We start from the raw sequence: 24,771 nt of genomic DNA, 5'->3' as shown, positions 1-24,771 counted from the left end.
TTTTTACGTTTCACTTTTTACTTTAAAATAATATATTTGCCAACCTTAATAAGTAAGAAAAATGAGCATTCAAAAAATATTAGCTATTTCTGGGAAACCAGGGTTATTCGAATTAAAAATTCAAACTCGTACAGGATTTGTTGCTGAATCTTTATTAGATGGAAAAAAGATAACGGTAGGAATGAGAGCAAACGTAAGTTTGTTGTCTGAAATTGCTGTTTATACCTATTCAGAAGAAGTGCGTTTATCAGAAGTTTTCAAAGCAATCGCTACTAAAGAAAACGACGGTATGGCAATGTCTCACAAAGAAGACGATGCGAAATTAAAAGCCTACTTCAGAGAAATTTTACCAGAATTTGACGAAGACAGAGTATATACTTCTGACATCAAAAAAATCTTAAACTGGTACAATTTGTTACAACCTAAAGGTTTCGTTTCAGTAGAAGCGTTATCTAAAGAAATCAAACAAGAAGAAGAAACTCCAGCTGCTGAATAAGTATTGGGAAAATTATACTTTAAAATCCTGCGTTTTCCACGTGGGATTTTTTATTTTTACATAAACAAGTGCAAAATCAAATTCAAGAACAATTTCAAACTTGAAACCTGAAACTTGAAACAAAAAACAAAATCATGAACACACGCCAGCAACAATTACAAGCTTTCAACCGACTTTTAGATATCATGGACGATTTGCGCGAAAAATGTCCGTGGGATAAAAAGCAAACGCTTGAAAGTCTACGTCATTTGACGATTGAAGAAACCTATGAATTAGGCGACGCCATTTTAGATAACGATTTGCAGGAAATCAAAAAAGAGTTGGGCGATTTGTTATTACATATTGTTTTTTATGCCAAAATTGGTAGCGAAACCAATGATTTTGATATCGCTGATGTAGCGAATTCCATTTGTGATAAATTAATCGATCGTCATCCACATATTTATGGCGATGTGGTGGTGGCTGACGAAGAAGAAGTAAAGCAAAATTGGGAAAAACTAAAATTGAAAGAAGGTAAAAAATCAGTATTAGAAGGGGTGCCTAAAAGTTTACCAGCATTAGTAAAAGCAAGTCGCATTCAAGATAAGGTAAAAGGCGTTGGATTTGATTGGGAAGAACCGCACCAAGTTTGGGACAAAGTACAAGAAGAACTAAACGAACTCCAAGTTGAGGTACAAACCGGCAATCAAGACAAAATAGAAGCCGAATTTGGCGATGTTTTGTTCTCCATGATAAATTATGCCCGATTCTTAAAAGTAAACCCAGAAGACGCTTTAGAACGCACGAATAAGAAATTCATCAAACGTTTCCAATATTTAGAAAGCAAAGCCACCGAATTAGGAAAACCATTAGCCGATATGACTTTGGCAGAAATGGATGTTTTTTGGGAAGAAGCGAAGAAGTTGTAGTTTTCAGTGTTCAGTCTCAGTGTTCAGTTTTAACGCTTAGTTTGTCATGCTGAAAGCATCTCTTGTTTAAACACATAGTCACAATAGAAATACTTTGTCTATGATTTTAGTCCGACGCTTCGGACGTTGCACTTGGCATAGAAAACATTAGCAATTCGATAATTTAAAAATTTAATCATGTACTACGCAGTAATTTTTACCTCTACTAGAACCGAAGTGGAAGAAGGTTATGCCGAAATGGCAATTAAAATGGTGGAATTAGCAAAAGCCCAACCTGGATTTATAGGTATGGAAAGTGCACGAAGCGAAATAGGAATTACTGTTTCGTATTGGGAAAGTTTGGAAGCCATACAAAACTGGAAAGCCAATATGGAACATTTAGAAGCGCAAGAAAAAGGTAAAACCACTTGGTACAAAAATTACAAAGTAAGAATTGCTAAAGTAGAAAGGGAATATGAGTTTTAGATTATATAAAATCTAGCACGGAAACCACCAATGCATATAGTAAAGTTTGCCATTTTTGAAGAAAATATTGATATGACCATCCGAAATATTTTCAGCATCTTCTCTCAAATTAATATAATCTAATTCTCCTTCATTGTACACATCAATTTTATTCATGTTTTGAATAGCATATGGAAAAAGTTTTTTCAAATCTTCAATTGTTGTATCGGCTGATAATTTTGTTCCTTTGTACATGATAAAATTACCATCAGTAAATCTAAATTTATCAACGGCTACTTGATTCTTAGAGTTTTCAAATCTTGAGCCTTTTTTGTAAATGTATTTGTCATTTTCATCTTTGCTTCCATCACTATTTTCAAAAATATACGAACAGGGTTCCTCTTTCGACATTAAAACCAAGCTATCCGCTTTTCCAAAGACGTTTTCAAATTCTTTTAAATCGAAAAAGCGCGTTAGTTTTCCATTAAATAAAATGTCTTGTTCAAGCATTACTTCTATTTTTTTAAAATCATATTCAATAGTATCTATCGTCTCGATTTTTGAATTAGAAGTTTCCTTTTGAGAATAGGTAGTATTTGAAGTTTGATTTTTACAAGCAATTAACATTAAAAGGAGCAATAAAAGTTTTTGTATATTCATTATTGATTTATTTTTAGTTAATTTTCTTATCTAATTTGTTTTGTTATGCTGAGGTAACGAAGCATATTAAACCCATTTTGTAATGTTGTTAAGCATCTCTTATGAGATTTTAGTGTTTTTTTTGTATTCACGAGCGTGACGCTCGCTCTAGTTTTTGTATTAGCTTTCTATATTTCTGAAAGTTCTTTTCTAATTTCTATTGTAAGTTTTTCTTTTAATATGTTAGTTTGATTAGCGAGATTTTCGAGAGTGTTTTTTTGAGAATCTAATTTTGTGAAATTTTTTGAGACAATAGATTCTGCTAAATCTTTCATCATTTGAGTTGAAACATCAAATGAAAGTTGAGAAATTTCATCTATTTCAGTCATTAATTTTAAAACATCATCTCCTGCAATTATTTTTAAAGCATTTGTTTCGTTTTTGAATTTTAAATATTTTTCTTGAGATTTAAACATCAATTTTTGCATTGAATTTGAAAATTCTGCTGCTGCTTTAGAAGCTTTTTCTACATTATCAGCATTTGGTATATAATCTGAATTGAACTTAGCCAAGGCAGGTAAGAATTCTTCTTGAGCTTCAGTATTACCATTTTGAGACAATTCATCAAGTAAATTGAAATACTTCATGTAGGCGTTGCTTTTAGTCTCATATTGAATTTTCCGTTTCGTGATGTCTAGATTATGTTTAGAAGTTACTTTCTCCCTTTTTTCTGTTATTTGCTCTGTATCTTCAATTATTGCTTTGTTTTTCCCTTTTTCATTAAAATATGAAGTAAAGTATCCAAGTATAAAACCACCAATAATAGATAAGATTATTTCCATTTGATTAATTATGTTATTAGTTTTTTAAGCTTGTGAGAATTAGTAAACAACATAAAGTTATTTCACAAATATACCCAAATTCCCACAAACTCAATTACAGATTTTCTGTACATTTTAAAATAAGAACAAAAAAAATCCCGAGCCTTAACTCGGGATTCTATCTTACATATTTTTAATTTGCTGTAGCTTTTCTTTCCACAATTTCAGGTCGTCTTTGTGGCGTTCAATGCTTTTTTGAACTTCTTTAATAAAAGGATTTTCACCTTTCGAACTACTGCTAATAAACTGAATGTTGTTCTCTAATTGAAAAATTTCGCTTTGTACTTCGTCGATTTTCTTTCTAATGAAGAATTGCTCTTGTTCTAAAGCTCTGCGGTCGTCACCTTCTGCTAATTGCTCCAAGCGATTGTTAAAACGCATCATTTCGGTGTCTTTTTTAGACATGCTTAGTTTTTCAAACAAGGCATCTAAAATCTTATTGAATTTTCCTTCAATGTGTCTTCTGTTAAAAGGTACTTTTCCAAAGGTTTTCCAAGTTGCAATATGAGCTTTTATCGCATCTAAATCCGCTTTGTGCTCGCCCGTTAAAGTGAATGATTTTAACTCTTCTAAGAATGCTTTTTTCTTTTCAAATGCTTCTACTTCTTCACTAGTTTCGGCATTTCTTGCTTCATGCATTCTGTCGAAATATGCATTACAAGCATCTTTAAAGTCTTTCCAAACACTATCGGAATATTTACGAGGCACATGTCCAATTTTCTTCCAATCGTCTTGAATTTTCTTCATAATTGGAGTAGTAGCAGCGAAATCCGTACTATCTTGTAACGATTTAGCTTTTTCTACTAAGGCTAACTTTTTATTTAAGTTTTCGTGTTGCTCGTGCTTGATATCTTTATAGAAAACATTTTTATTCGCATTAAACGCTCGAACCGCATTTTTAAAGTTGGCCCAAGTTTCCTCTGTTACTTCCGCTGGCACTTTTCCTGCTTTAAAGAACGCTTCACGCAACGCTTCCATTTTCTGAATTTGCGCTTGCCATCCACTGTGCGAATCGATTTTCTCGTTTCCTAATGCGATAATTTGCGAAATAATTTCGTTTTTAACCGCTAAGTTGTCTGATTCTTTTGCTCTTGCTTCAGCATATAAACCTTCGCGTTTATCGTGCATTTGTTTGGTAATTTCGCTGAATTCGTTCCAAATCGCTTCTCTGTGTTCACGATCAACTGGTCCAATTTCTTCTTTCCAAACGCGGTGTAATAATTGCAATTCACGGAACGCTTTCATTACGTCAGCTTCGTTCAACAATTCTTTGGCTTTGGCAATAATTAATTGTTTTTGCTCTAAATTGTGTTTCAAATCTAAATCACGCGCTTCTTTATCTAAATGCATGATGTCGTAAAAACGTTCCATGTGAAAATGGTAGTTGTTCCACAAGATGTTGTATTTATCTCTTGGAATTGCACCTGCATTTTTCCAACGTTCACGAATTTCGTTTACTTTTTTGAACATATCGCTAATGCTCGAATCACCTGAATCAATTAAGTTTTTCAACTCTTCAATTAAGCTTTCACGAACGGCGAAGTTTTGCTCTAAATTGTTTTGTAATTGTTTGAAATGTTTGGCCTTACTCGCTTTGTACGCGTTGTAAATGCCATCAAACTTATTTTTTAAAGGAAAGTGATACTCAAAATCTAAACCTTCTTCGTTGTTTTGAGCTAAGAATTCCTCTTTTTTCTCGTCTATAAAATGGTGGTATTTGTCCGAAAAAGCTTTTCTAATGCCTTCAACATGGTCTTTAATCGCCATTACTTTTTCGTTGTTGACTAATTTTTCCAGCTCATCGGTTAAGGCTTCCATCGACATCGCATCGTAATCCAATACCGGAATTTCGTGCTTTTCTTTTATCGAATCATCTTCGTTTTCTTCTGCATTAGAATTGTCTATTTCCTCTAATACCGATTGACTAATAATGGTAACACCACCTAATTGTTCCATTTGGTCTTGTCCATCTGCGTTCTGCAGGTTATCATGTGTTGCTTCTGACATTGTTTAAATGCTTAAGGTTACTAATAAGGTGTGAAGATACTAAAGCACCACGAAAATTCAAAAAAAATCGACTAATTATCGCTTATTTTCTTTGAAACGATTGTTTTGGGCTTTCTTGTAATCCATTTTCCCGCTATCCGCTATATCCGCTAAAGACGGGATGTCGCTTCTATCGGGGTTAGATAGCCATCAAAAGGCTTTTTTGGTAATGGTTTTTAAAACAGTTTTGGTTTTGTGTTTTTTCATTAGACTAACTTAAAATACCGTTAGGCATGACATCCAGGTAATTAATGAAATGAATAAGAAAAAAATCCCGTAGAGATGACATAAAAGAGATGCTTTCAGCATGACAAACTGTACGGAAAAAACTTTGCGAAAAACTTTGCGTCTTTGCGTTTAAGAAAACCTACTCATTCCAAATCTTCCAAGCCTTTTCCGCCTGTAAAACCAACATTTCATAACCGTTTTTAGTAACGGCGCCTTGAGCTTTAGCTTTTCTTAAAAATGCGGTTTCTTCTGGATTGTAAATTAAGTCGTAAGCAATATGTTTTTTGGTAAACAAACTGTAATCTAAATTCGGGCATTCCTCAACATTAGGATGTGTTCCTACTGGAGTGGTATTGATGATAATCGTGTACTCTTCGAATATTGAAGCGTCTAATTCTTCGTATTTGTATTGGAATTCATCTGCGGTTCTCGAAACAAAATCATATTCGATTTTTAAGCTTCGTAACGCATAAGCAATTGCTTTACTAGCGCCACCAGTTCCTAAAATCAACGCTTTTTTATGATGGTCTTTCAATAAAGGTTGAATCGATTTTTTGAATCCGTGGTAATCGGTATTGTAGCCTTTTAGTTTTTTCTTTTTTGAAATAGTAATACAGTTTACTGCACCAATTTTCTTTGCTGTTTTAGATAACTTGTCTAAATAGGGTATAATCTCTTCTTTGTATGGAATAGTTACGTTTAAACCTCTTAAACCTTTAATTTCGGTAATTATTTTTGGAAATTCTTTGATGCTTTCAATGTCGTAATTTTTATATTCACAATTGTCAAAATGACCAATTTCAAATTTCTCATTGAAATACTTTTTTGAAAAAGAATAGCTTATGTTTCGACCAATTAAGCCAAATTTCAACTGTTTTTTTGATTTCTTTTTCATTGGTATTGAGTTAAAATTACAATCTTTCAAAGATAATCAGACTCTTGTTTTTATTTGTTACAAGAATGTTATTTTTTTAAACAATTTTATTTTTTACCCAATTTACTTGCCATTTTTTCCATTCCAAAAATCAACACAAATCCTGAAATGACTAAGATAATTGCCAATGCAATTTGTGGTTCGCCATTAAAATTTTGTGGTAAAATACTTTTGTCAATATACGGTACAATTTCACCATGACTGTTGATTCTGGTTTCTAAAACTTCTTTCCAAGGCCACACTTTATTTAATGAACCTATCATAAAACCAATTAATAACGTTAGTGTTGTGTTTTTATGATTGGCAAACATCCAATGCAATATTCTAGAAAATGATTTTAAACCAATTAACGCTCCAATTGCAAATACACCTAATTTTAATAATGCTGAAATTAGAATTTCAGAATTGGCGGTAGTTAAGCCTTCTCTAAAAGTATTGATGGTTCCAATTACGGTTTCATAAGAACCCATTAAAAGTAAAATGAATGCTCCTGAAATCCCAGGTAAAATCATCGCAATAATCGCAATAAATCCTGATAAAAATAAATACCAATAACTATCCGGAGAACTTACTGGTCGTGCAATGGTAATGTAATACGAAACAGTAATTCCGATTAATAAAAATAGGATGTCAACTAATTTCCAATGTGTAATTTCTTTCCAAATCAAGGTTACACTAGCAATAATTAATCCGAAGAAAAAAGACCAAACTAAAATGGGTTGGGTTTCTAATAAATGGGTTATCACTTTTGAAAAAGTAAGTACACTAATTCCAATTCCTACTACCAAAGCCAATAAAAAATTCCCATTTATTTGTTCCCAAGCTGCTTTTAACCCCTCTTTTTTTAGCGTTTTTAAAGCAGAAACATTTACATTATTAATACTGTCAATCAATTCTTGATAAATTCCGGAAATAAAAGCAATAGTTCCTCCAGAAACACCTGGAACTACATCGGCAGCACCCATGGCTAAACCTTTAAGCGTAATAATCAAATAATCGGGGAATAGTTTTCTCATTGCAATAAAAATTCCAAAGCATCGCTACTTTGGAATAGGTTAAGGGTTGTTAATTCTCTATTTTTTAAACTTTAATATCGTGTTCTGAACTTCTGTTCTTTCCCAAACAACTGGGAATAATTCTTGAAACAAAGTTAGGTGTTTTGGTTCTAATTTCATTCCGTTTATTAGGTGAAGATTTCCTTTAGTAACATCGTCCATCAGAAAATACAATCCAGCCAAACGGTATTCGATTTCGTATTCATCTGGTAATACATTGCTGGCTTCTAAAAGAATTTCGATAGCAGTTTCAAATTCTCCTAAATATTGTAAAACGTCAGTCCAAAGCGTGAACGTATCTAAATTAATGTCGCCACATTCAAATGCTTTTCGGTAGCCATATTCTGCTTCTTCAAAGAAATGTAAAGCACTGTTTACCGCAGCAAAACGTTTCCAGTATAACGAATTATCACCATCAATTCCAATTGCTTTGTTTACATAGTACAAGGCTTTTTGGAAGTTTTTTTGGCGAATGTAAAAATCAGTTATTGCAATCCAACCTTTGTCTAATAGTGGATCTTCATGCACTGTTTTTAAATAGTAATTCAGAGCAAATTCAGTATTTCCTAATCGCTCATAACATTTTGCTACTCGAAGCAATACAAAAGAAGAAGGATCATCTAATTCTAACGTAACGTTGTAGCAATCAATTGCTTCTTGATATTTTTTTAGTTTCTCATACGATTTTGCTTTTTCCATGTAGGCGCCTAAGAAACTTTCGTCAATCAAAGTAGCATAATCGAAAGCCCAAACGGCTTTTTCATAATTTTTCAATGCGTAATATTGGCGTCCTAACTGATGCCAAGCGACTTCGCTGTAAGGATTTTTATCAATAAATCGGTTAAGATAAACAATTGCTTCTGCATTTTGATCTAAGAAATCAAAACAATATACCACGTTGTAAAGAGCAGAATAATCTTCGGTATCTTCATCTAAACATTTGATAAAATTTTCCTTTGCCATTTCTAAATTATCCATGAACAGGTATTCCATTCCTATCATTGAATATACATCAGCATAATCGTCGGTATATTTCAAAGCGATTTTTAGAAACGCTATTGCCTTTTCGTGTTCGTCTCTTTTAGAATGTATATTGGCTTTTTGAATGTAGATTTCTTCGTTTGTAGGTTCAATTGCGTACAACTCATTCAATAACTTTTCAGCAATATCGAGTTTGTCTTCATAAACCAACATTTCTACTTGAACTAATTTTAATCCAGTAGATTTAGGATGTTGCTCTAAACCTAATTTAAGCGCTCTTTTGGCCAAATTCAATCGGCCTGTGTCCATGTAATGAAGAATAATATCTTCAAACTCTTCTGAATCAAAGAAAAAAACTTTGTTGGTTTTTAACATCGATTCAAATTTAGATAAGGACAAGCTGTTTTCTTCTTCTTCGTGACTCAAATTCATAGCGCTTCGTTTTATGATTTTATCCTTACTAAAATTAAGGAATAATATTGGGGTAGTAGTTTGGGGGTTGAATTGTTTTAAACAATTTAATTAACAATTTTCAATGTCAATTTCAAAAAACAATTTTAACTGATAAAACATTCATCATCAAACTTCCATCATCCATCATTTCATTTCTTTTTCTATCTCATTTAATACCTCAATAATAATGCCACAACCTTTTGTAATTTCTTCATTACTAATAGTTAATGGCGGTGTAATTCGAACAGCGCAACCTTCAAAAAGGAGCCAAAATAAAATAACACCTCTTTTGTGGCAACGTAAAATTACTTCATTTGTAATCTCAGGTGAATCCGTCATTGCAGCTAACATAAGCCCTCGACCACGAATTTCTTTGATTAATGGATGCACTAAAAGCTTTTTGAAAAGTTGTTCTTTTTCTAAAGTTTCAGCCATTAAATTGGTTTCCGTAATTTCTTGTAATGTTGCTAAACTCGCTGCCGCTATGACAGGATGTCCGCCAAAAGTGGTAATATGACCTAATTTTGGATCGTGACTTAGTAAATCCATCATTTCTGCTGATGCGGTAAATGCACCGACAGGCATTCCGCCACCCATTCCTTTTCCCATAACTACCACATCCGGAATAACATCGTAGTTTTGGAATCCGAAAAGTTTTCCGGTGCGACCAAATCCGGGTTGGATTTCGTCTAATATCATGATGGCACCTACTTCATTACAACGTTGGCGCACTTTTTTAAGAAAATCATTTTGAGGTTCAATAAAGCCTGCACCGCCTTGAATGGTTTCTAATAAAACTCCAGCTGTTCTGGTGGTAATTTTTTCTAAATCTGCTTCGTTGTTAAAGGTGATAAAATCCACATCAGGAATTAAAGGGCGAAAGATTTGCTTGCGTTCTTCAAATCCCATAACACTCATACTCCCCATGGTGTTGCCATGATACGCATTGTGACAAGAAATCAATTGACCTCTTCCAGTAACTCTTCTGGCTAATTTTAAAGCACCTTCAATAGCTTCTGTTCCTGAGTTTACCAAATACGTTTTCGTAAGTGGATAGGGAAGATTTTCGGCTAATAATTTACATAATTCTGTTGCTGGATGTTGGGCATATTCACCATACACCATCACATGCGAATAAGTATCTAATTGTTTTTTGATGGCATCATTTACGCGTTGGGGTTGATGTCCTAAAGTATTTGCTGAAACTCCAGCAACCATATCAAGATAAGCATTGCCATCGGTATCGTAAATATAACAACCCTTAGCATGAGAAATTTCCATAGCTAAAGGGTGAGGTGAGGTTTGAGCCTGATATTTAAAAAAATCTTCAATCATGGATTGATATTTATTTTTTTGGGGTTGTTTTCTTTTTAGATTCTGCTTTTTTTGTGGCTTTCTTTTCTTCAACTTTTTTATTGCTGTCGTATTCCAAGGTTTCTTTTTGAATTTCCATTGGTATTTCAGCAGCTATAGCTTTCTTTTTTGCTTCTATTTGAATTTTATCATCTAAAGCTATTTCTTCAGCAGGAAAAATATCGTTTTTAGATAAAATTCGCTCATCACCACGCCATAAGAAACCTCTGAGTTTTCGTGCGTTTTCTGGAAAATCGGCTTCTGGATAAATATGACTATCGGTTTTTGTGAAAAAAGTTATAGCACTTATTTTATTAGCTTCTAATTCTAAATTGATTTTACTACAAACCGTTTTATTAATTCCTATAAACTCATTGGCATCGTTATACATGTAATAAATAACTTCGGCATTCTTAACAACATCAACTTCTTTGAGTTTACTATCTACGAATTTTCCATACAAGTTTTGCCCTTTTATTTGGTTATAGCCATTTTTACTTAGACTATCTTTTTGAATAATAAAAGCGTTATTAAGTACTTTTAATGAATCTAATTTTTGAGTTTTGTTGTTTCCAATTAAATGCATAATGTCACCTGTCATTTGGTTTTCGTTGTTCCAAAGAATAGGTTTTCCAATCATTTTAGTCAATTGTGTTTTATTGTTGGAATGAAGCGAATCGCATTTTCCACTCATATCACTTTTGTAAAAACGAACATTGTTAAAAGCACGAATAACGCGATCTTCTTGCGGCCCTGAAACAATGATTTTTTTACCATGCATATACAAAGTATCTTTTTCTACCAATGTTTTTACTAAAGCTCTTTTGGTTAGAATCATCGAGTCTTTTTTGGTAGCTGCATTTCGGTATAGTTCTCCATAATGACCTGTTGCGATTACCTTGTTAATGGTGTCGGTGATTTTTACGTTGTTAATTCCTCTCGAATAATTTTTCTTTCGGTCGTAATACAAATCATCACCTTCAATAATCTTATTATCGAGTGTTATTTTTGAATTTTTGGAGAGTTTTCCAATATTGTTTGTGGTGTCGTAAAATCCGTTTTCGGTGTAAATAACATTTTCTTTACTAGTTATAGTTGAAGGCCCAAAAACATAAGCGTGACCTGAATTTTCGTAATAATCTAAATTGTTAGTTTTGATTGTGCTTTCTGGATTTGTAACCGTTACGGCAGTGGTAAATTTATACTTCTTTTGGTCAACAAAATAACGGCCTGATTTACTTCTCAACGTATTTTCTTTATTGCGAATAGTTCCATAAGTATTATAAAATGCTTGTTGATTTTTCTTGTCAAAATAAACGGTGTCTGTAGTTAAAGTTGATTCTGGTGAGCGTAAAACAACATCTCCAGTAGCAAAAGCAAATTCTTTATCACCATTATATTCCGCATAGCGGCTATTCATGGTAATGGTGTCGCCTTGGTTCATTTGAACATTTCCGAATGCTTTTACATAATTTTCATCTTTAAAATGATACGCTTTGTTGCAAAACATTCTTACTCCGTTGTGTATAATGCGAACATTTCCAGTAAATACAATAGCGCCCGGAATTTCGGTCTGATTCATATCTACGAAATCGGAGTTTTCAATTATGATTTTTTTCTTTTCTTGTGCTGTCGAAAAAGTTATCGTTAGCAATAAAAAGGCGATATATAAAAAAGTGTTTTTCAAGTTGAATTTATTTTGAGCCAAATTTAAGTAAAAACTCGAAAAGCCACTGATAATTAAGAATTTTTTATCATTTAAGAGCATAAAAAAAACGCTTTCAATTGAAAGCGTTTTTATTGATTATTTCATTATCGTTTGTTTTCTGTCTGGTCCAACTGAGATTACTTTGATTGGCACTTCGACTTCTTTTTCAATGAATTCGATATAAGTTTTTAATTCTTGTGGTAATTCATCATACGTTGTCATTCCTGTTAAATCTGCTTTCCAACCTTTCATTTCGGTGAAAATTGGAGTTACATTTTCAGGTTCGATGTTGTATGGTAAATGTTGAATTGCTTGTCCTTTGTAGTTGTAACCTGTACAAACTTGTAACGTATCAAATCCAGAAAGTACGTCGCCTTTCATCATGTATAATTGCGTTACACCATTTACTTGAACCGCATATTTTAAAGCCACTAAATCTAACCAACCACAACGACGCGCACGTCCGGTAACAGAACCAAATTCATTACCCACTTTAGCCATTGTTTGTCCAGCTTCTTCGAAATCTTCTGTTGGGAAAGGTCCGCTACCTACACGTGTAGTGTATGCTTTGAAAATTCCGAAAACGTCTTTAACTTTATTAGGAGCAATTCCTAAACCTGTACAAGCACCAGCAGCAGTTGTATTTGATGAAGTTACGAATGGATATGTTCCAAAATCAACATCTAATAAAGAACCTTGCGCTCCTTCTGCTAAAATTGATTTTCCTTCTTTTAAGGCTTTGTTTAAATATTCTTCGCTATCAATGAAAGTTAATTTTTTCAAGTCTTCTACAGCTTCAAAAAACTCATCTTCCATTTCTTTTAAGTTGTATTGTAATTCTACATCGTAGAAAGCAATCATAGCTTCATGTTTATCTGCTAGAGCTCTATATCTTTCTTTGAAATCTTCTAATTCAATATCGCCGACTCTAAGTCCATTCCTTCCAGTTTTGTCCATGTAAGTTGGTCCAATTCCTTTCAAAGTAGAACCAATTTTTGCTTTTCCTTTTGATGCTTCAGAAGCGGCATCTAATAAACGGTGTGTTGGTAAAATTAAGTGTGCTTTTCTAGAAATGAATAATTTAGCGGTAACATCCATATTGAATTTAGCTAAACCTTCAATTTCTTTTTGGAAAACTACTGGGTCGATTACCACTCCATTTCCAATGATATTAATAGCGTTTTTATGAAAAATCCCAGAAGGAATAGTTCTTAAAACGTGTTTGATTCCGTCAAATTCTAAAGTGTGACCCGCATTTGGTCCACCTTGAAAACGTGCAATAATATCATATTTTGAGGTAAGAACGTCAACGATTTTTCCTTTTCCTTCGTCGCCCCATTGTAATCCAAGTAGTAAATCTACAGTCATTGTATTGTTGTTTGTTGTTTATGTGTTAGGTTTATTGTTGTTTTTTAGTACCATAGAAATAAAGCGAGTGGTTTTGAATATCAATTCCAAACATTTCTTCCATGGTTTGTTTTATTTGCTGAATTCTTGGGTCACAAAATTCGATTACCTCACCAGAATCGGTTAAAATAATGTGATCGTGTTGTTTATCGAAATACGATTTTTCATAATGTGCCTGATTTTGTCCAAACTGATGGCGACGCACCAAGCCACATTCTAATAAAAGTTCGATAGTATTGTAAAGAGTTGCTCTACTTACGCGATAGTTTTTGTTTTTCATTTTAATATACAAAGATTCGATATCAAAATGTTCGGCAGTATTATAAATCTCCTGAAGAATAGCATAGCGTTCTGGTGTTTTACGGTGCGCTTTTTCCTCTAAAAATTTAGTAAAAACGTTCTTTACAATTTCTTGATTTTTGTTTTCCATCGTATTGATAAATGAAATATGGGCAAAGATAGTGAAAGTTAGAAGTTAGAAGTTAGGAGTTAGAAGTTTTTTTAAACAGAGTTATTAAGATTTTTTTAAAATTTCTATAAGGTTAAAATTTTATCAATCAAAGTTTAATCTTTTGGTAATGCTATTTCGTTTTTCTTTATATAAAATAATCCGTCAAAAACTTTCAACCATTTTCCTTCCTGATTAGAATGCCCTAGCATAATACTGCTGAATGTTTGATCTTTGTTTTTAGAACTTTTTTGCATAACTTCATTAAAATCGATAAACCCAAAATTTATATTTCCCTTGTTTAATTCAAATTCTAATGATTTTTCTGGTGATATAATTTTTGTTTCTTTTATACTTGAAATGTTGTAAGGCATTTTTGAAAAACCTTCTGATGAAGTTATTGCAATACTGTAAACTTTATCAGAATATTTGTTTTTAATATGTTCACCAAACAATGTAAGTTTGTTATATATGTTCGAATCATTACCAGCAAATGCAACTTCTTTTATGTTTAAGGCTCCATGAAAATTTGCTAACCACACTATGATTTTTGCATTTGGATTTCGTTCTTTAAAGTGAATTAAATTTCGTGCCATTTGCAAGTCTCTTTGATTCACTTCATATGCTAATTGATCATCTTCATTATCAAAATTTTTTGGATTCATTTTTATATTCACATATGTTATAAGATTTTCTAGCATCTGTAGAAAAAAATCATCATGAAAAAAAATGGTTTCTTTTTGATCAATTACTTTTTGTAATTGAGTTGTTAAATATTCAAATTCTTCAATTGAAAGTTTATTATTTTGAGAGTTGTTTATTTTGTCAAAAATTGGTGCTAGTTTTAACCATTGTTCTTGATTTAAATTTGACCATTTACTTTTTTCTAATTCATTCTTGATAAAGTCAATATTTATTATAGCATTAATTTTTTTGTAGGTTTCAATTCCTACAAAAGACAACTTTTCTTTTTTTATGAAGTTTTCAAAAGGAATTAATTGTTTTGCTGGGTGCCAAGGATTCCAATAATTATACCATTCATTTTCGAAATTATCAACTAAATTATCTTTTAGAGTATTTCTTCCATTGATAAATTCCATTTCAAGGAAATCCATGCCTTCTAAGGCAATTGTGTTAAATCCTTTTTCTTCTACTAAGTATTTTACAATTTGAGTTTTAACTTCAAAAGTTTTGCCTTCACCATGTGCGGCTTCACCAAGAAGAATAATTTCTTTATTTTCGATAAATCTAGCTATTGTTTTTAAATCACCAGGTAATTCATTTTTCGTTTTAAGATCTATCATTCTTTTTGAAAGTTCAGTAGTTATCTTCTTATTGCATGAAAGCAAGGATAAAAAGATGAGAGATAATAAAATTTTTCTCATTGAAAATAATCTAGTTATTATAAACTCTTGTTACCTTATCAATTCCATCTACTTTTTTGATGTTTTCGATAAGTTTTTTTAGGATAGTGTTGTTTTGAACTACCACGGCTACTTGTCCATAGAAAATTCCTGCTTCGGTGTTAAGTGAAATGCTTTGAATGTTTACGTGCATTTGATTTGAAATTACTTTAGTAAGTTCATTCGTTAATCCTAAAATATCCATTCCTGTTATTTTTAAAACGGCTTTGAATTCTTCTTGTGAAGAGTCAATCCATTTGGCTGGAATAATTCGGTAAGCGTAGTTGGATTGCATGCTAATGGCATTCGGACAGTCTTTTCGATGTACTTTAATTCCTTCGTTTATAGTAACAAAACCAAAAACTTCATCACCTGGAATAGGGTTACAACAGGTTGAAAGTTTATAATCTAATTTATCTTGTTCAGTTCCAAATACTAATAAATCGTATTTTTTACTGATTTCGTTTTTATTAATTTGTTCGGTATGAGTAGAAGGGGAACGCTTGATGGTTTTCTTGAAGAAGTTAACCAAAGTGTTGCTTTTTTGAGCTGCATAATCTTTCAGTTGTTGGTTTTCAATAGCTCCAATTCCAGCTCTATAAAATAAATCTAAACTTGTTTGTAATTTAAAGAAATTGACAAGTTCGTTAGTGGTATTTTCGTTTAAAGTAATTTTTAAATGGCGTAGTTTTCGGGTTAGGATTTCTTTTCCTTCCTCAGCAATCTTTTTAGTGTTTTCGTTTAAAACATTTTTGATTTTGTTTTTAGCTCGCGATGTTGTTACAAAATCTAACCATTGTGAAGTAGGTTTTTGATTAGCCGATGTAATAATTTCAACCTGATCGCCACTATTTAAAACATGGTTAAGAGGAACTAATTTACCATTCACTCTAGTACCTCTAGTTTTTACTCCAATTTCGGAATGAATACTAAAAGCAAAATCTAATGAAGTAGCTCCTTTTGGAAGTGATTTAATTTCTCCTTTTGGAGTAAAAACATAAATTTCTTTAGAATATAGATTAAGTTTGAAGTCTTCTACGAAATCAACAGCATTACTTGCCGAACTTTCAAGAGCTTCTTTTAGTTGGTTCAACCAAATTTCAAGTCCGTGCTCTTCGGTAGCACCATTTTTGTATTTGTAATGAGCAGCATAACCTTTTTCGGCAATTTCGTCCATGCGTTCACTTCGTACTTGTATCTCAACCCATCGACCTTTTGGTCCCATTACCGTAATGTGCAAAGCTTCATATCCTGTAGATTTTGGAGAAGAAATCCAATCACGTAATCTACTTGGAGAAGGGCGATAATGATCAGTAACGACAGAATATATTTTCCAGGCAATAAATTTTTCGTCGTGTTGATTGGCTTTGTAAATAATACGTAGAGCAAATTTGTCATATACTTCATCAAAAGTAACACCCTGAACTTTCATTTTTCTACGAATAGAATAAATCGATTTTGGTCGTCCTTTGATAGTAAATTCAATTCCTTCTTCTTGTAGCGATTTGCTTAAAACATCGGAAATATATTTGATATATTCGTCTTGTTCCTCCTTAGTTTCTTTAATTTTACTTACGATATCATTGTAAACTTCTGGTTCAGTGTACTTTAATCCTAAGTCTTCCAATTGAGTTTTGATGTTATATAAACCTAAGCGATGAGCAAGTGGCGCATAAATGTATAAGGTTTCAGAAGCAATTTTGGCTTGTTTGTAGTCCACCATACTCCCCATAGTTTGCATATTGTGCAATCTATCGGCAATTTTAATTAGAATAACTCGAACATCATCGTTCAAGGTTAATAGCATTTTACGGAAGTTTTCCGCCTGAATTGAAATTTCTTGATCGGTTTTAACTTTTGCTATTTTGGTTAAGCCTTCAACCAATTGTGCAATTTTAGGATTGAACATTTTTTCAATGTCCTGAACCGTAATATCGGTATCTTCCACAACATCATGCATCAAGGCAGCAGCAATAGAAGTGGCTCCCAAACCGATATCTCTAGCTACAATTTTAGCTACAGCTATAGGATGGAAAATATACGCTTCTCCCGATTTTCTTCTTTGGTCTTTATGTGCATCAACAGCTACATCAAATGCTTTACGGATGATTTTTTTGTCTTCATCAGTAAGGGTTTGATAACTGATGCGAAGTAATTCTTTATATTCTTGCGCAATGGCTTTGTTTTCGGCTTCTAATTCTAACTCTGTCATACATTTTCTTTAACCAATTAAAAGTAAGCTATTTTTTCTAATTGTGCAAATGTAGAAAATAGAAAAAAGAGCAAAGAAAAAAGACTAGAAACCGCGTTGTCTTTTAGCTTCGAATAGCAAAATAGCTGCTGCAACCGAAACATTCATTGAATCGATTTCACCTTGCATTGGAATGATGATATTTTTTGTGCTTTCAGTTCGCCATTTTTCGGACAAACCAGTCGCTTCTGTTCCCACGACTAAAGCAGTAGGAGTAGTGTAATCTTGGGTATGGTATTCCGTTGAATCTTGTAAGGTTGCCGAATAAATATTGATTTTATTTGCTCTTAAATAAGCTATAACTTCTTCTGTGGTACCAACTGCAATTTGTCTAGTAAACAAACAGCCAACACTAGAGCGAACGATATTTGGATTGTATAAATCGCTTTTTGGATTGGCGATAATGACTGCGTCAATATTGGCAGCATCGGCTGTTCTTAAAATGGCACCAACATTTCCTGGTTTTTCTAATGATTCACCAACTAAAATTAAAGGATTTTTAGATAGTTTTAAATCAGATAAGGCTAATGATTTGGTTTTAGCAATAGCTAAAATTCCTTCGGTAGTATCGCGGTACGCTAACTTTTGATAGACTTCTTTTGAAATTTCGATTAGCTCAGCTTCGCTCGATTTGACAAGGTTTTTTATTTCTTTTTCCGAAATGATTTCAGGTAGAAATAGAATGGTTTCCAATTCATATCCGCCTTTTAATGCCAATTCAATTTCGCGTTTTCCTTCAATTAAAAAAGTGCCTGTTTGCTTACGAACTTTTGTTTTTTCTTGCAATTGTACTAACGATTTGATAAACGGATTTTGAACCGAGGTGATTTGTTTCATGAATAAGAAATTATAGAGCAAAAGTACAAAAAAAGCCTCTCATTTACTGAAAGGCTTTTGGTCTTATTTTTTTTGTTGTTCGAATTTTCCTTTGTAACGTTGGTACAATTCGGTGTGGTGACTTTCCAAACTGATTTGTCTTCCATCAATAAACGCTAATGAAATTACATTGGTTTTCATGTCTAAAGCATCACCTTCGGAAATAAATAAAGTGGCGCTTTTACCAGATTCTAAAGTTCCATATTGTTTGTCTATTCCTAATATTTTTGCAGAATTCCCAGTGATTAGTTGTAACGCCTGTTCTTTGGTTAATCCCCAAGCAGCACAAGTTCCTGCATAAAAAGGAAGGTTTCTGGTTTGCATACGCTCCATATCACCCGCATTTTGTAAACCAACTAAAACACCTCCATCTACTAATAATTTAGCATTTTTATATGGTAGATTTACATCTTCATCTTCTAATAAAGGCAAACTATGCACACGATTTAAAAGAACAGCGACATCGTTTTCTTTTAGTAAATTGGCTACTTTAAAGGCGTAATATCCACCCACAATTACCATTTTTTTGATGTTGTTTTTCTTTTTAAACAAAACCGCATCAATAATTTCTTTTTCACCATTTGCGTTTACATATAAGGTTTTTTCACCTGATTGTAATCCTTTCATCGCTTCATAAGGAATATCTTTTTTTGCATTTTTACTTCCCAAATAAGCAAATGCATTATCAAAATAATCTTGGATCGCTTTTACTTGTGGATCGTAATTTTTATTCATTTCGATGCCTCCAGGCTCAGCCCACCAACCCGCTCTAGAATAACTTCTTGGCCAGTTTAAGTGAACACCATCATCTGTTTTAATAGAAGCATCTTCCCAGTTCCAAGCATCTAATTGAACGATTGATGAAGTACCGGGAATTCTACCGCCTCTAGGAGTAATTTGCGCTAATAAAACACCGTTCGGGCGTGTTGTTTCCACTAATTTTGATTCGGCATTGTAGGCAATAATACTTCTTACGTGTGGGTTGAATTCTCCAATTTCACTTTCGTCATCCGATGCTCTTACGGCATCGATTTCAACTAAACCTAATGTTGAATTTGGGGCAATGAATCCAGGATAAACATGTTTTCCAGAAGCTTCAATCACAATGTCGTGTTTGGCTGGTTTCATTATAGTAGCATCGCCAATGTTTGCAATTTTTCCATCAATAATTGAAATCAAGCTGTTTTCAATAACTTTTCCGTTTCCTAAATGCGCTTTGGCACCTAAGATTAAAATCGATTTGCTTTGTTTTGGCGCTGGCGTTTGTTGGGCAAAACCAAACAAAGAAATTAATAAAAGAACTATATATTTTTTCATGATTAATTGTATTTATAATGCGACTCTTTGCAATATTCCCCTAAAGTATCACAATGGTAATGACCGTTTTCTTTTTTCTTAGGTAATTGCGTTTTCATTCCTTTGTTTTTAGCGTCTAACATAAAGTTAATTAATTCAGCTCTTTCTTTTTGGATTTCGCTCATTACTTCTTTTTCTTTTTCTAAATCATAGAAAATGATTCCGTCTACTAAAGTTTTTTCAGCTCTTGTATAAATTGAAAGCGGACTATCCGACCAAAGAACTACATCAGCATCTTTACCTACTTTAATACTTCCTACTTTGTTATCTACTTGAAGAATTTTTGCTGGATTTAAGGTTACGAAATTCCAAGCTTCTTCTTCTGTTACGTTTCCGTATTTAACCGTTTTAGCCGCTTCTTGATTCAAACGTCTGGACATTTCAGCATCATCTGAGTTGATGGAAACTTTTACACCTTCATTCATCATAATAGCTGCATTGTATGGAATAGCATCATTAACTTCATATTTGTACGCCCACCAATCGGCAAAGGTTGAACCAGCAACGCCATGAGCTGACATTTTATCTGCTAATTTGTATCCTTCTAAAATATGCGTAAACGTTTGAATTTTAAAACCATAACGCTCTGCTAGTTTCATTAACATATTGATTTCTGATTGCACATAAGAATGACAAGTGATGAAACGTTTCTTAGCTAAAATTTCACCTAAAACTTCCATTTCGATATCAAATCTTGGCATTTTTTTATTCTTACCTGATTTGTAGGCTTCCCACTCATTTTTGTATTCAATAGCTCTGGTGAAATAATCTTCATAAACTTGTTCTACCCCCATGCGTGATTGCGGAAAACGATTTCTAGCAAAATCACCCCAATTTGATTGTTTTACGTTTTCACCCAAAGCAAATTTGATGTATTTTGGAGCATCTTTTACTAACATTTCATCAGGTGAATAACCCCATTTTAATTTGATGAATGCCGCACGACCCCCAATAGGATTTGCAGAACCATGTAATAAGTTAGCCGAAGTAACACCACCTGCTAAATTTCTGTAAATATTAATATCTTCTGAATTTACCACATCTTCAATTGTAACTTCTGCTGATGAATTTTGTCCGCCTTCGTTAACTCCGTTTGAAATGGCAATGTGTGAATGTTCATCAATGATTCCAGCGGTTAAGTGTTTTCCTGTTCCATCAATAACTTTTGCTCCAGTTGTGGGTAAGTTTTTACCAATTTTTGCAATTTTTCCGTTTTGTATTAATACGTCAGTTTCTTTAAGATTTCCTTCTTTTTCACCTGTCCAAACCGTTACGTTTTTGAATAGAATAGTTTCTTGTTTCGGTTTTTGAGCAGTTCCAAAAGATATATTTGGATACATTACCGCGTACATGGAAGGAACTTTTGGCTCGTCTTTTTTACTGTCTTTCTTTTTATCTTCTTTAACTTCTGTTGGTCTTTTTGTTGCTATCCAAGATGTTTCATTTCCGTTTTCTAAAACGGCTTTTCCTTGCATCATATCTTTAACGAAAGTTCCAGAAAGTCTAACAAAATTTGCTTTTGTAGTATCTTGATTTTTGATTACCAAATTTACCCAAGGATCATTGAATTGGATTTTTGTTCCAAAGTTGATGCTATCTTTAACTGCTTTAGCTTCAAATTTAGGTGCTTCACCTTCAATTTTTAGTTCAAATTTATTGTTGTCAAAAACTAAATCATAAGTTCCTTTAATATCGGTAGGATTAATTTTATCGATGATGTTTCTATTTCCTTGAACCCAGTTTTCTAAAATGTTGCTTTTATCTTCAAAAATATCACCTGAAACAATAATGAAATTCGCTAGTTTTCCTTTGGCAATAGAACCTACTTTGTCAAATTGATTAACTAGTTTGGCTGGGGTTTCTGTTAAAGCTAATAACGCTCTATCTTTTGGTAAACCATATAAAACCGCTTTTCTTAAATTGGATAAGAACGATTTTGTTTCTTTTAAATCTGAAGAAGTTAAGATAAATGAAACATTGTTCTCTGCTAATATTTTTAAATTAAATGGCGCTTGGTTCCAAAATTTCATATCGCTTAAACTCACTTGTTGTGCTAAATATGGATCAGAAACATCGTAGGCATCTGGGAAATTTAAAGGAATGATAAACGTAGCACCCGCTTTTTTGATTTCGTCAATACGTTCAAATTCGTTTCCGCTACCTTTTATTAGATATTTTACACCAAATTCATTTCCAATTTTTGCCGCTCTTAAAGCGTTTAACTTATCTCCAGCATTGAAGATTTGAAGTAAAGATTTATTTGAATTGAAGGCTTCTAAGGATAAATCTTTCGTAGTAGCGTTTCCTTGAGTGTACCATTTGGCATCATGATATACTTGTCGAATTAAAGCCATGCTTCCCATTAAAGAGGAAGGATAACTTTGTTTAGTAAATTTACTTCTACTGAATGTAAAATGTTGTGATACTTTATCTTTTAATATTCTATCAGCATTTGTACCGAAGTCGTTTAATGTCCAAAGTAAGCCTGTTCCTGCGATAACACCATCATTATGATGACTTAAAACGGTTCCAAATCCAGCTTCTCTTAAATTACCAGCAATTTTAGTGTCATAGCTTAGATTCTCATACGCATTATATTCTGGTTTGATGTGATCGTTCCAGTAATACCCTTCGCGATTGGTATCGTATTGAGGCGTGAAATTTCCATTTGGTCTTGGCATAGGTTTGCTAATTCCAAATTCGCTATACAATTCGATGAAAGAAGGATAAATTGTTTTTCCTGTAGCATCAATAATGTTAGTTCCTTTTGGAATTGTAACATTAGTGCCTACTTCTACAATTTTGTTTTCTTTGATTAACAGCGTTGCCTTTTCAATTTTTAGCGTTGCTGATACGTAAATAGTGGCATTTGTAAAAGCAGTGAAGTTTTTAAAGCTTTGTTTTACGCCATCATTTTTTGGAAAGTATTCTTGTGCCTGACTAGATAGAGTCAATAAGAATACTAACAATAACGATAAGTATCTCATGTTTTTTTGGTTTAGTAAAGGCTAAAGATAAAAATTATCTTTGATTTTAATAATGTAAGAATATTATTTGATAAATTTTAACTTTTGTTAAAAGAAAACTACTTGTTTATGTATAAATAACCTGTTAAAGGTTCTTTATAATTAGGATCGTTTAAATAAAGAATGTAGTAATAAGTTCCGGCAGGAGCTAAAGTGCTCCCTACACCATCTTCTACATATCCATTCCAATCGGGTTTGTTGTTATTTCCTGTCCATAAATGTTTGCCCCAGCGATTGTAAATTTGTAATTCGAAGTTTACAAAAATATCTCGAAGACCATCAATAAAAAAAGTATCATTGGATTGGTCTCCATTAGGAGAAACTGCATTGTAAACAATAGGTGGACAGTTTTCTGTTAATAATGTAAAAGAAGTTATTGAGAAGCAACCATTATCAATTCGAACAAAAATTTCTTTTGGAGTTATAATAGCTTCGTAATTTGAAATTATAGTAATTGGATTTGTATTTAGAAATGCATCATTGTATGTTTCGTGAAATGATACAATGTGATTAGGATTAGTTCGAACTAGTTCTGTATAACTAGAAAAATCAAAAATTCCTCGTGTTAATCCTAAATTGCAGCTCGTTAATGATGACAAAACATTGAAATTTGGAGAGACCGTTAGTTCAATATCAATTTGATAAGTATTATTGTTTTCTGCTAATTCTGTAACTATACCATTGCCATTTCCACTATCATCAACTACTGCTAAAAGTGTAAAACTATTTGATATTGAATTGGGAACAGTTAGTGTAATATTTCCATTTTCACTACCTCCAATAGGAATTATATTTTGCGTGTAAGTGGTTCCAATAGCTTGAGTTCCTACATAAAAAGTTATGGGTGTATTTGCTTGTAAAAATTCAGTACTATTTACATTTGAAACAGTAAAATTAAGGTTGACTTCTCTCGAATCGCATGTGGAAATTGGATTGTTTAGTACAATAGTAGCGTCTGGTAATTGACTATTAAGTTTGGTTATTACCGTGTTTATCATGATGAAATCTTGGTATGAGGTAAGTGCAATAGAAGCATTAGTGTCTCCAATGGAGATGTAGCTATCAATATCATAAATATCCAAATCCATATTATACAATTGATTGGAACCTGTTACAGAATTTGTACTATTAAATACATTATTGGGTGGATTAAAAGGATTGCTAATTATAGTGCCATTAACTGTAAAAGTTTCAGTGGGTAACTGTGAATCTCCTTCCCATGCAATAAACCCAGCTTTGGCATTAGCATTGTTTAACACGTATAAATTGGTCAAATTTATTTGTAAGGCATCAGGAACTCCTTGTAAACCATCATAAATATTTAATTGATTTAAAGGCAAAGTAGGGTTTTCATAAACTATTAATATGGCCCAACCAGCAAAATTTGTTTTTCTAGAATAATGTAGTGCTTCAAATGGAGAAATATCAAGATCAGACAAAGTATAAGTTCCGTTTCCTGTTGTTTGAACAAAAGAAGTTATGTCTTTGAAAGCGCTAAAATAGGTAAATGTATCTGGGTTAAAAAAACGAGAATGTGAAAAAGTCCTATCTGGAGTTATACTTGTCCCGTTTAAATCTACTTGAAAATCACCATCACCGCTTCCTGCCCAATATAAATAGGCTTTAACCACGGTATCATTTGGTCCTAAATTTAAAGTTGCAGATGAAGATGTATTGGTAACATAAAAATTACTCGGATTATTTTCAGCAATATTCATTGTATTACCAACAAAAGTAAAATCATATCTTCCATTAACTTGAGTGTATAATGAAATATTTTGCCCAAAGAATAAAAAAGGCGTTAAAAGAAACCCAATAATTAGTAGAAAAGTAGTTTTTTTAATCATTTGAGAACCATTAATTTGGTTCCAAATTACT

General features: G+C 32.7%; 19 protein-coding genes. 3 read left to right on the top strand and 16 right to left on the bottom strand.

The window, feature by feature from the left end; genetic code table 11:
• The first annotated feature begins 61 nt into the window (after positions 1 to 61).
• The 3 genes from V7P59_RS02075 (at position 62) to V7P59_RS02065 (ending at position 1,869) form a co-directional block, all read left to right on the top strand.
• Positions 62 to 496, top strand: a complete 435-nt coding sequence (locus V7P59_RS02075) for a DUF5606 family protein (RefSeq protein WP_333808200.1) — start codon at positions 62 to 64, stop codon at positions 494 to 496.
• A 134-nt stretch (positions 497 to 630) separates the two neighbouring features.
• Positions 631 to 1,404 (top strand): nucleoside triphosphate pyrophosphohydrolase, encoded by a 774-nt coding sequence (gene mazG / locus V7P59_RS02070; RefSeq protein WP_333808198.1) that lies wholly within the window; start codon positions 631 to 633, stop codon positions 1,402 to 1,404.
• A gap of 177 nt (positions 1,405 to 1,581) precedes the next feature.
• Positions 1,582 to 1,869 carry an antibiotic biosynthesis monooxygenase family protein gene (locus V7P59_RS02065; protein WP_333808196.1) on the top strand — a complete coding sequence of 96 codons (288 nt, stop codon included), beginning with the start codon at positions 1,582 to 1,584 and terminating at the stop codon, positions 1,867 to 1,869.
• Between the two features lie 12 nt (positions 1,870 to 1,881).
• Here V7P59_RS02065 and V7P59_RS02060 read toward each other — a convergent pair whose 3' ends face one another.
• From V7P59_RS02060 to V7P59_RS01985, 16 genes are all read right to left on the bottom strand, one after another.
• Positions 1,882 to 2,508: a hypothetical protein gene (locus V7P59_RS02060; RefSeq protein WP_333808194.1), complete on the bottom strand. Its 627-nt coding sequence runs from the start codon at positions 2,506 to 2,508 to the stop codon at positions 1,882 to 1,884.
• A gap of 167 nt (positions 2,509 to 2,675) precedes the next feature.
• Positions 2,676 to 3,329, bottom strand: a complete 654-nt coding sequence (locus V7P59_RS02055; protein WP_333808193.1) for a hypothetical protein — start codon at positions 3,327 to 3,329, stop codon at positions 2,676 to 2,678.
• A gap of 162 nt (positions 3,330 to 3,491) precedes the next feature.
• Positions 3,492 to 5,375: a DUF349 domain-containing protein gene (locus tag V7P59_RS02050; protein WP_333808191.1), complete on the bottom strand. Its 1,884-nt coding sequence runs from the start codon at positions 5,373 to 5,375 to the stop codon at positions 3,492 to 3,494.
• A gap of 406 nt (positions 5,376 to 5,781) precedes the next feature.
• A complete protein-coding gene (locus tag V7P59_RS02045) occupies positions 5,782 to 6,537 on the bottom strand; it encodes a shikimate dehydrogenase family protein (RefSeq protein WP_333808189.1) in 756 nt (251 codons plus the stop codon).
• An 86-nt stretch (positions 6,538 to 6,623) separates the two neighbouring features.
• Positions 6,624 to 7,592, bottom strand: a complete 969-nt coding sequence (locus tag V7P59_RS02040; RefSeq protein ID WP_333808187.1) for a DUF368 domain-containing protein — start codon at positions 7,590 to 7,592, stop codon at positions 6,624 to 6,626.
• A 57-nt stretch (positions 7,593 to 7,649) separates the two neighbouring features.
• Positions 7,650 to 9,044, bottom strand: coding sequence for a tetratricopeptide repeat protein (locus tag V7P59_RS02035; protein ID WP_333808185.1), 1,395 nt, complete (start codon positions 9,042 to 9,044; stop codon positions 7,650 to 7,652).
• Positions 9,045 to 9,209: 165 nt separating this feature from the next.
• Positions 9,210 to 10,400 (bottom strand): aspartate aminotransferase family protein, encoded by a 1,191-nt coding sequence (locus V7P59_RS02030; RefSeq protein ID WP_333808183.1) that lies wholly within the window; start codon positions 10,398 to 10,400, stop codon positions 9,210 to 9,212.
• A 10-nt stretch (positions 10,401 to 10,410) separates the two neighbouring features.
• Positions 10,411 to 12,105: an OstA-like protein gene (locus V7P59_RS02025; protein ID WP_442902408.1), complete on the bottom strand. Its 1,695-nt coding sequence runs from the start codon at positions 12,103 to 12,105 to the stop codon at positions 10,411 to 10,413.
• Positions 12,106 to 12,222: 117 nt separating this feature from the next.
• Positions 12,223 to 13,494: an adenylosuccinate synthase gene (locus V7P59_RS02020; RefSeq protein ID WP_333808178.1), complete on the bottom strand. Its 1,272-nt coding sequence runs from the start codon at positions 13,492 to 13,494 to the stop codon at positions 12,223 to 12,225.
• A 31-nt stretch (positions 13,495 to 13,525) separates the two neighbouring features.
• Positions 13,526 to 13,963 (bottom strand): Fur family transcriptional regulator, encoded by a 438-nt coding sequence (locus V7P59_RS02015; RefSeq protein ID WP_194094624.1) that lies wholly within the window; start codon positions 13,961 to 13,963, stop codon positions 13,526 to 13,528.
• 134 nt (positions 13,964 to 14,097) lie between these two features.
• A complete protein-coding gene (locus tag V7P59_RS02010; protein WP_333808175.1) occupies positions 14,098 to 15,285 on the bottom strand; it encodes an erythromycin esterase family protein in 1,188 nt (395 codons plus the stop codon).
• A 91-nt stretch (positions 15,286 to 15,376) separates the two neighbouring features.
• Positions 15,377 to 17,596: a RelA/SpoT family protein gene (locus tag V7P59_RS02005; protein ID WP_333808174.1), complete on the bottom strand. Its 2,220-nt coding sequence runs from the start codon at positions 17,594 to 17,596 to the stop codon at positions 15,377 to 15,379.
• A gap of 84 nt (positions 17,597 to 17,680) precedes the next feature.
• Complete coding sequence (locus tag V7P59_RS02000) at positions 17,681 to 18,472, bottom strand: TrmH family RNA methyltransferase (protein ID WP_333808172.1); 792 nt, start codon at positions 18,470 to 18,472, stop codon at positions 17,681 to 17,683.
• A 63-nt stretch (positions 18,473 to 18,535) separates the two neighbouring features.
• Positions 18,536 to 19,828, bottom strand: coding sequence for an amidohydrolase family protein (locus V7P59_RS01995; RefSeq protein WP_333808170.1), 1,293 nt, complete (start codon positions 19,826 to 19,828; stop codon positions 18,536 to 18,538).
• A gap of 2 nt (positions 19,829 to 19,830) precedes the next feature.
• On the bottom strand, positions 19,831 to 22,854 hold the full coding sequence (locus V7P59_RS01990; RefSeq protein WP_333808168.1) for an amidohydrolase family protein: 3,024 nt from the start codon (positions 22,852 to 22,854) through the stop codon (positions 19,831 to 19,833).
• A gap of 98 nt (positions 22,855 to 22,952) precedes the next feature.
• Complete coding sequence (locus V7P59_RS01985; RefSeq protein ID WP_333808166.1) at positions 22,953 to 24,740, bottom strand: gliding motility-associated C-terminal domain-containing protein; 1,788 nt, start codon at positions 24,738 to 24,740, stop codon at positions 22,953 to 22,955.
• Positions 24,741 to 24,771 lie beyond the last annotated feature (31 nt).

The organism is Flavobacterium sp. (assembly GCF_036782315.1).
Lineage (GTDB): Bacteria > Bacteroidota > Bacteroidia > Flavobacteriales > Flavobacteriaceae > Flavobacterium.
Note: the sequence above shows the minus strand (reverse complement) of the source record. Positions and strands in the feature narration are given on the sequence as shown.

Excerpts from the sequence above, each read along its gene's own strand:
- V7P59_RS02075 (WP_333808200.1), top strand. The coding sequence starts at position 62 with ATGAGCATTCAAAAAATATTAGCTATTTCTGGGAAACCAGGGTTATTC.
- mazG (WP_333808198.1), top strand. The coding sequence starts at position 631 with ATGAACACACGCCAGCAACAATTACAAGCTTTCAACCGACTTTTAGAT.
- V7P59_RS02065 (WP_333808196.1), top strand. The coding sequence starts at position 1,582 with ATGTACTACGCAGTAATTTTTACCTCTACTAGAACCGAAGTGGAAGAA.
- V7P59_RS02060 (WP_333808194.1), bottom strand. The coding sequence starts at position 2,508 with ATGAATATACAAAAACTTTTATTGCTCCTTTTAATGTTAATTGCTTGT.
- V7P59_RS02055 (WP_333808193.1), bottom strand. The coding sequence starts at position 3,329 with ATGGAAATAATCTTATCTATTATTGGTGGTTTTATACTTGGATACTTT.
- V7P59_RS02050 (WP_333808191.1), bottom strand. The coding sequence starts at position 5,375 with ATGTCAGAAGCAACACATGATAACCTGCAGAACGCAGATGGACAAGAC.
- V7P59_RS02045 (WP_333808189.1), bottom strand. The coding sequence starts at position 6,537 with ATGAAAAAGAAATCAAAAAAACAGTTGAAATTTGGCTTAATTGGTCGA.
- V7P59_RS02040 (WP_333808187.1), bottom strand. The coding sequence starts at position 7,592 with ATGAGAAAACTATTCCCCGATTATTTGATTATTACGCTTAAAGGTTTA.
- V7P59_RS02035 (WP_333808185.1), bottom strand. The coding sequence starts at position 9,044 with ATGAATTTGAGTCACGAAGAAGAAGAAAACAGCTTGTCCTTATCTAAA.
- V7P59_RS02030 (WP_333808183.1), bottom strand. The coding sequence starts at position 10,400 with ATGATTGAAGATTTTTTTAAATATCAGGCTCAAACCTCACCTCACCCT.
- V7P59_RS02020 (WP_333808178.1), bottom strand. The coding sequence starts at position 13,494 with ATGACTGTAGATTTACTACTTGGATTACAATGGGGCGACGAAGGAAAA.
- V7P59_RS02015 (WP_194094624.1), bottom strand. The coding sequence starts at position 13,963 with ATGGAAAACAAAAATCAAGAAATTGTAAAGAACGTTTTTACTAAATTT.
- V7P59_RS02010 (WP_333808175.1), bottom strand. The coding sequence starts at position 15,285 with ATGATAGATCTTAAAACGAAAAATGAATTACCTGGTGATTTAAAAACA.
- V7P59_RS02005 (WP_333808174.1), bottom strand. The coding sequence starts at position 17,596 with ATGACAGAGTTAGAATTAGAAGCCGAAAACAAAGCCATTGCGCAAGAA.
- V7P59_RS02000 (WP_333808172.1), bottom strand. The coding sequence starts at position 18,472 with ATGAAACAAATCACCTCGGTTCAAAATCCGTTTATCAAATCGTTAGTA.
- V7P59_RS01995 (WP_333808170.1), bottom strand. The coding sequence starts at position 19,828 with ATGAAAAAATATATAGTTCTTTTATTAATTTCTTTGTTTGGTTTTGCC.
- V7P59_RS01990 (WP_333808168.1), bottom strand. The coding sequence starts at position 22,854 with ATGAGATACTTATCGTTATTGTTAGTATTCTTATTGACTCTATCTAGT.
- V7P59_RS01985 (WP_333808166.1), bottom strand. The coding sequence starts at position 24,740 with ATGATTAAAAAAACTACTTTTCTACTAATTATTGGGTTTCTTTTAACG.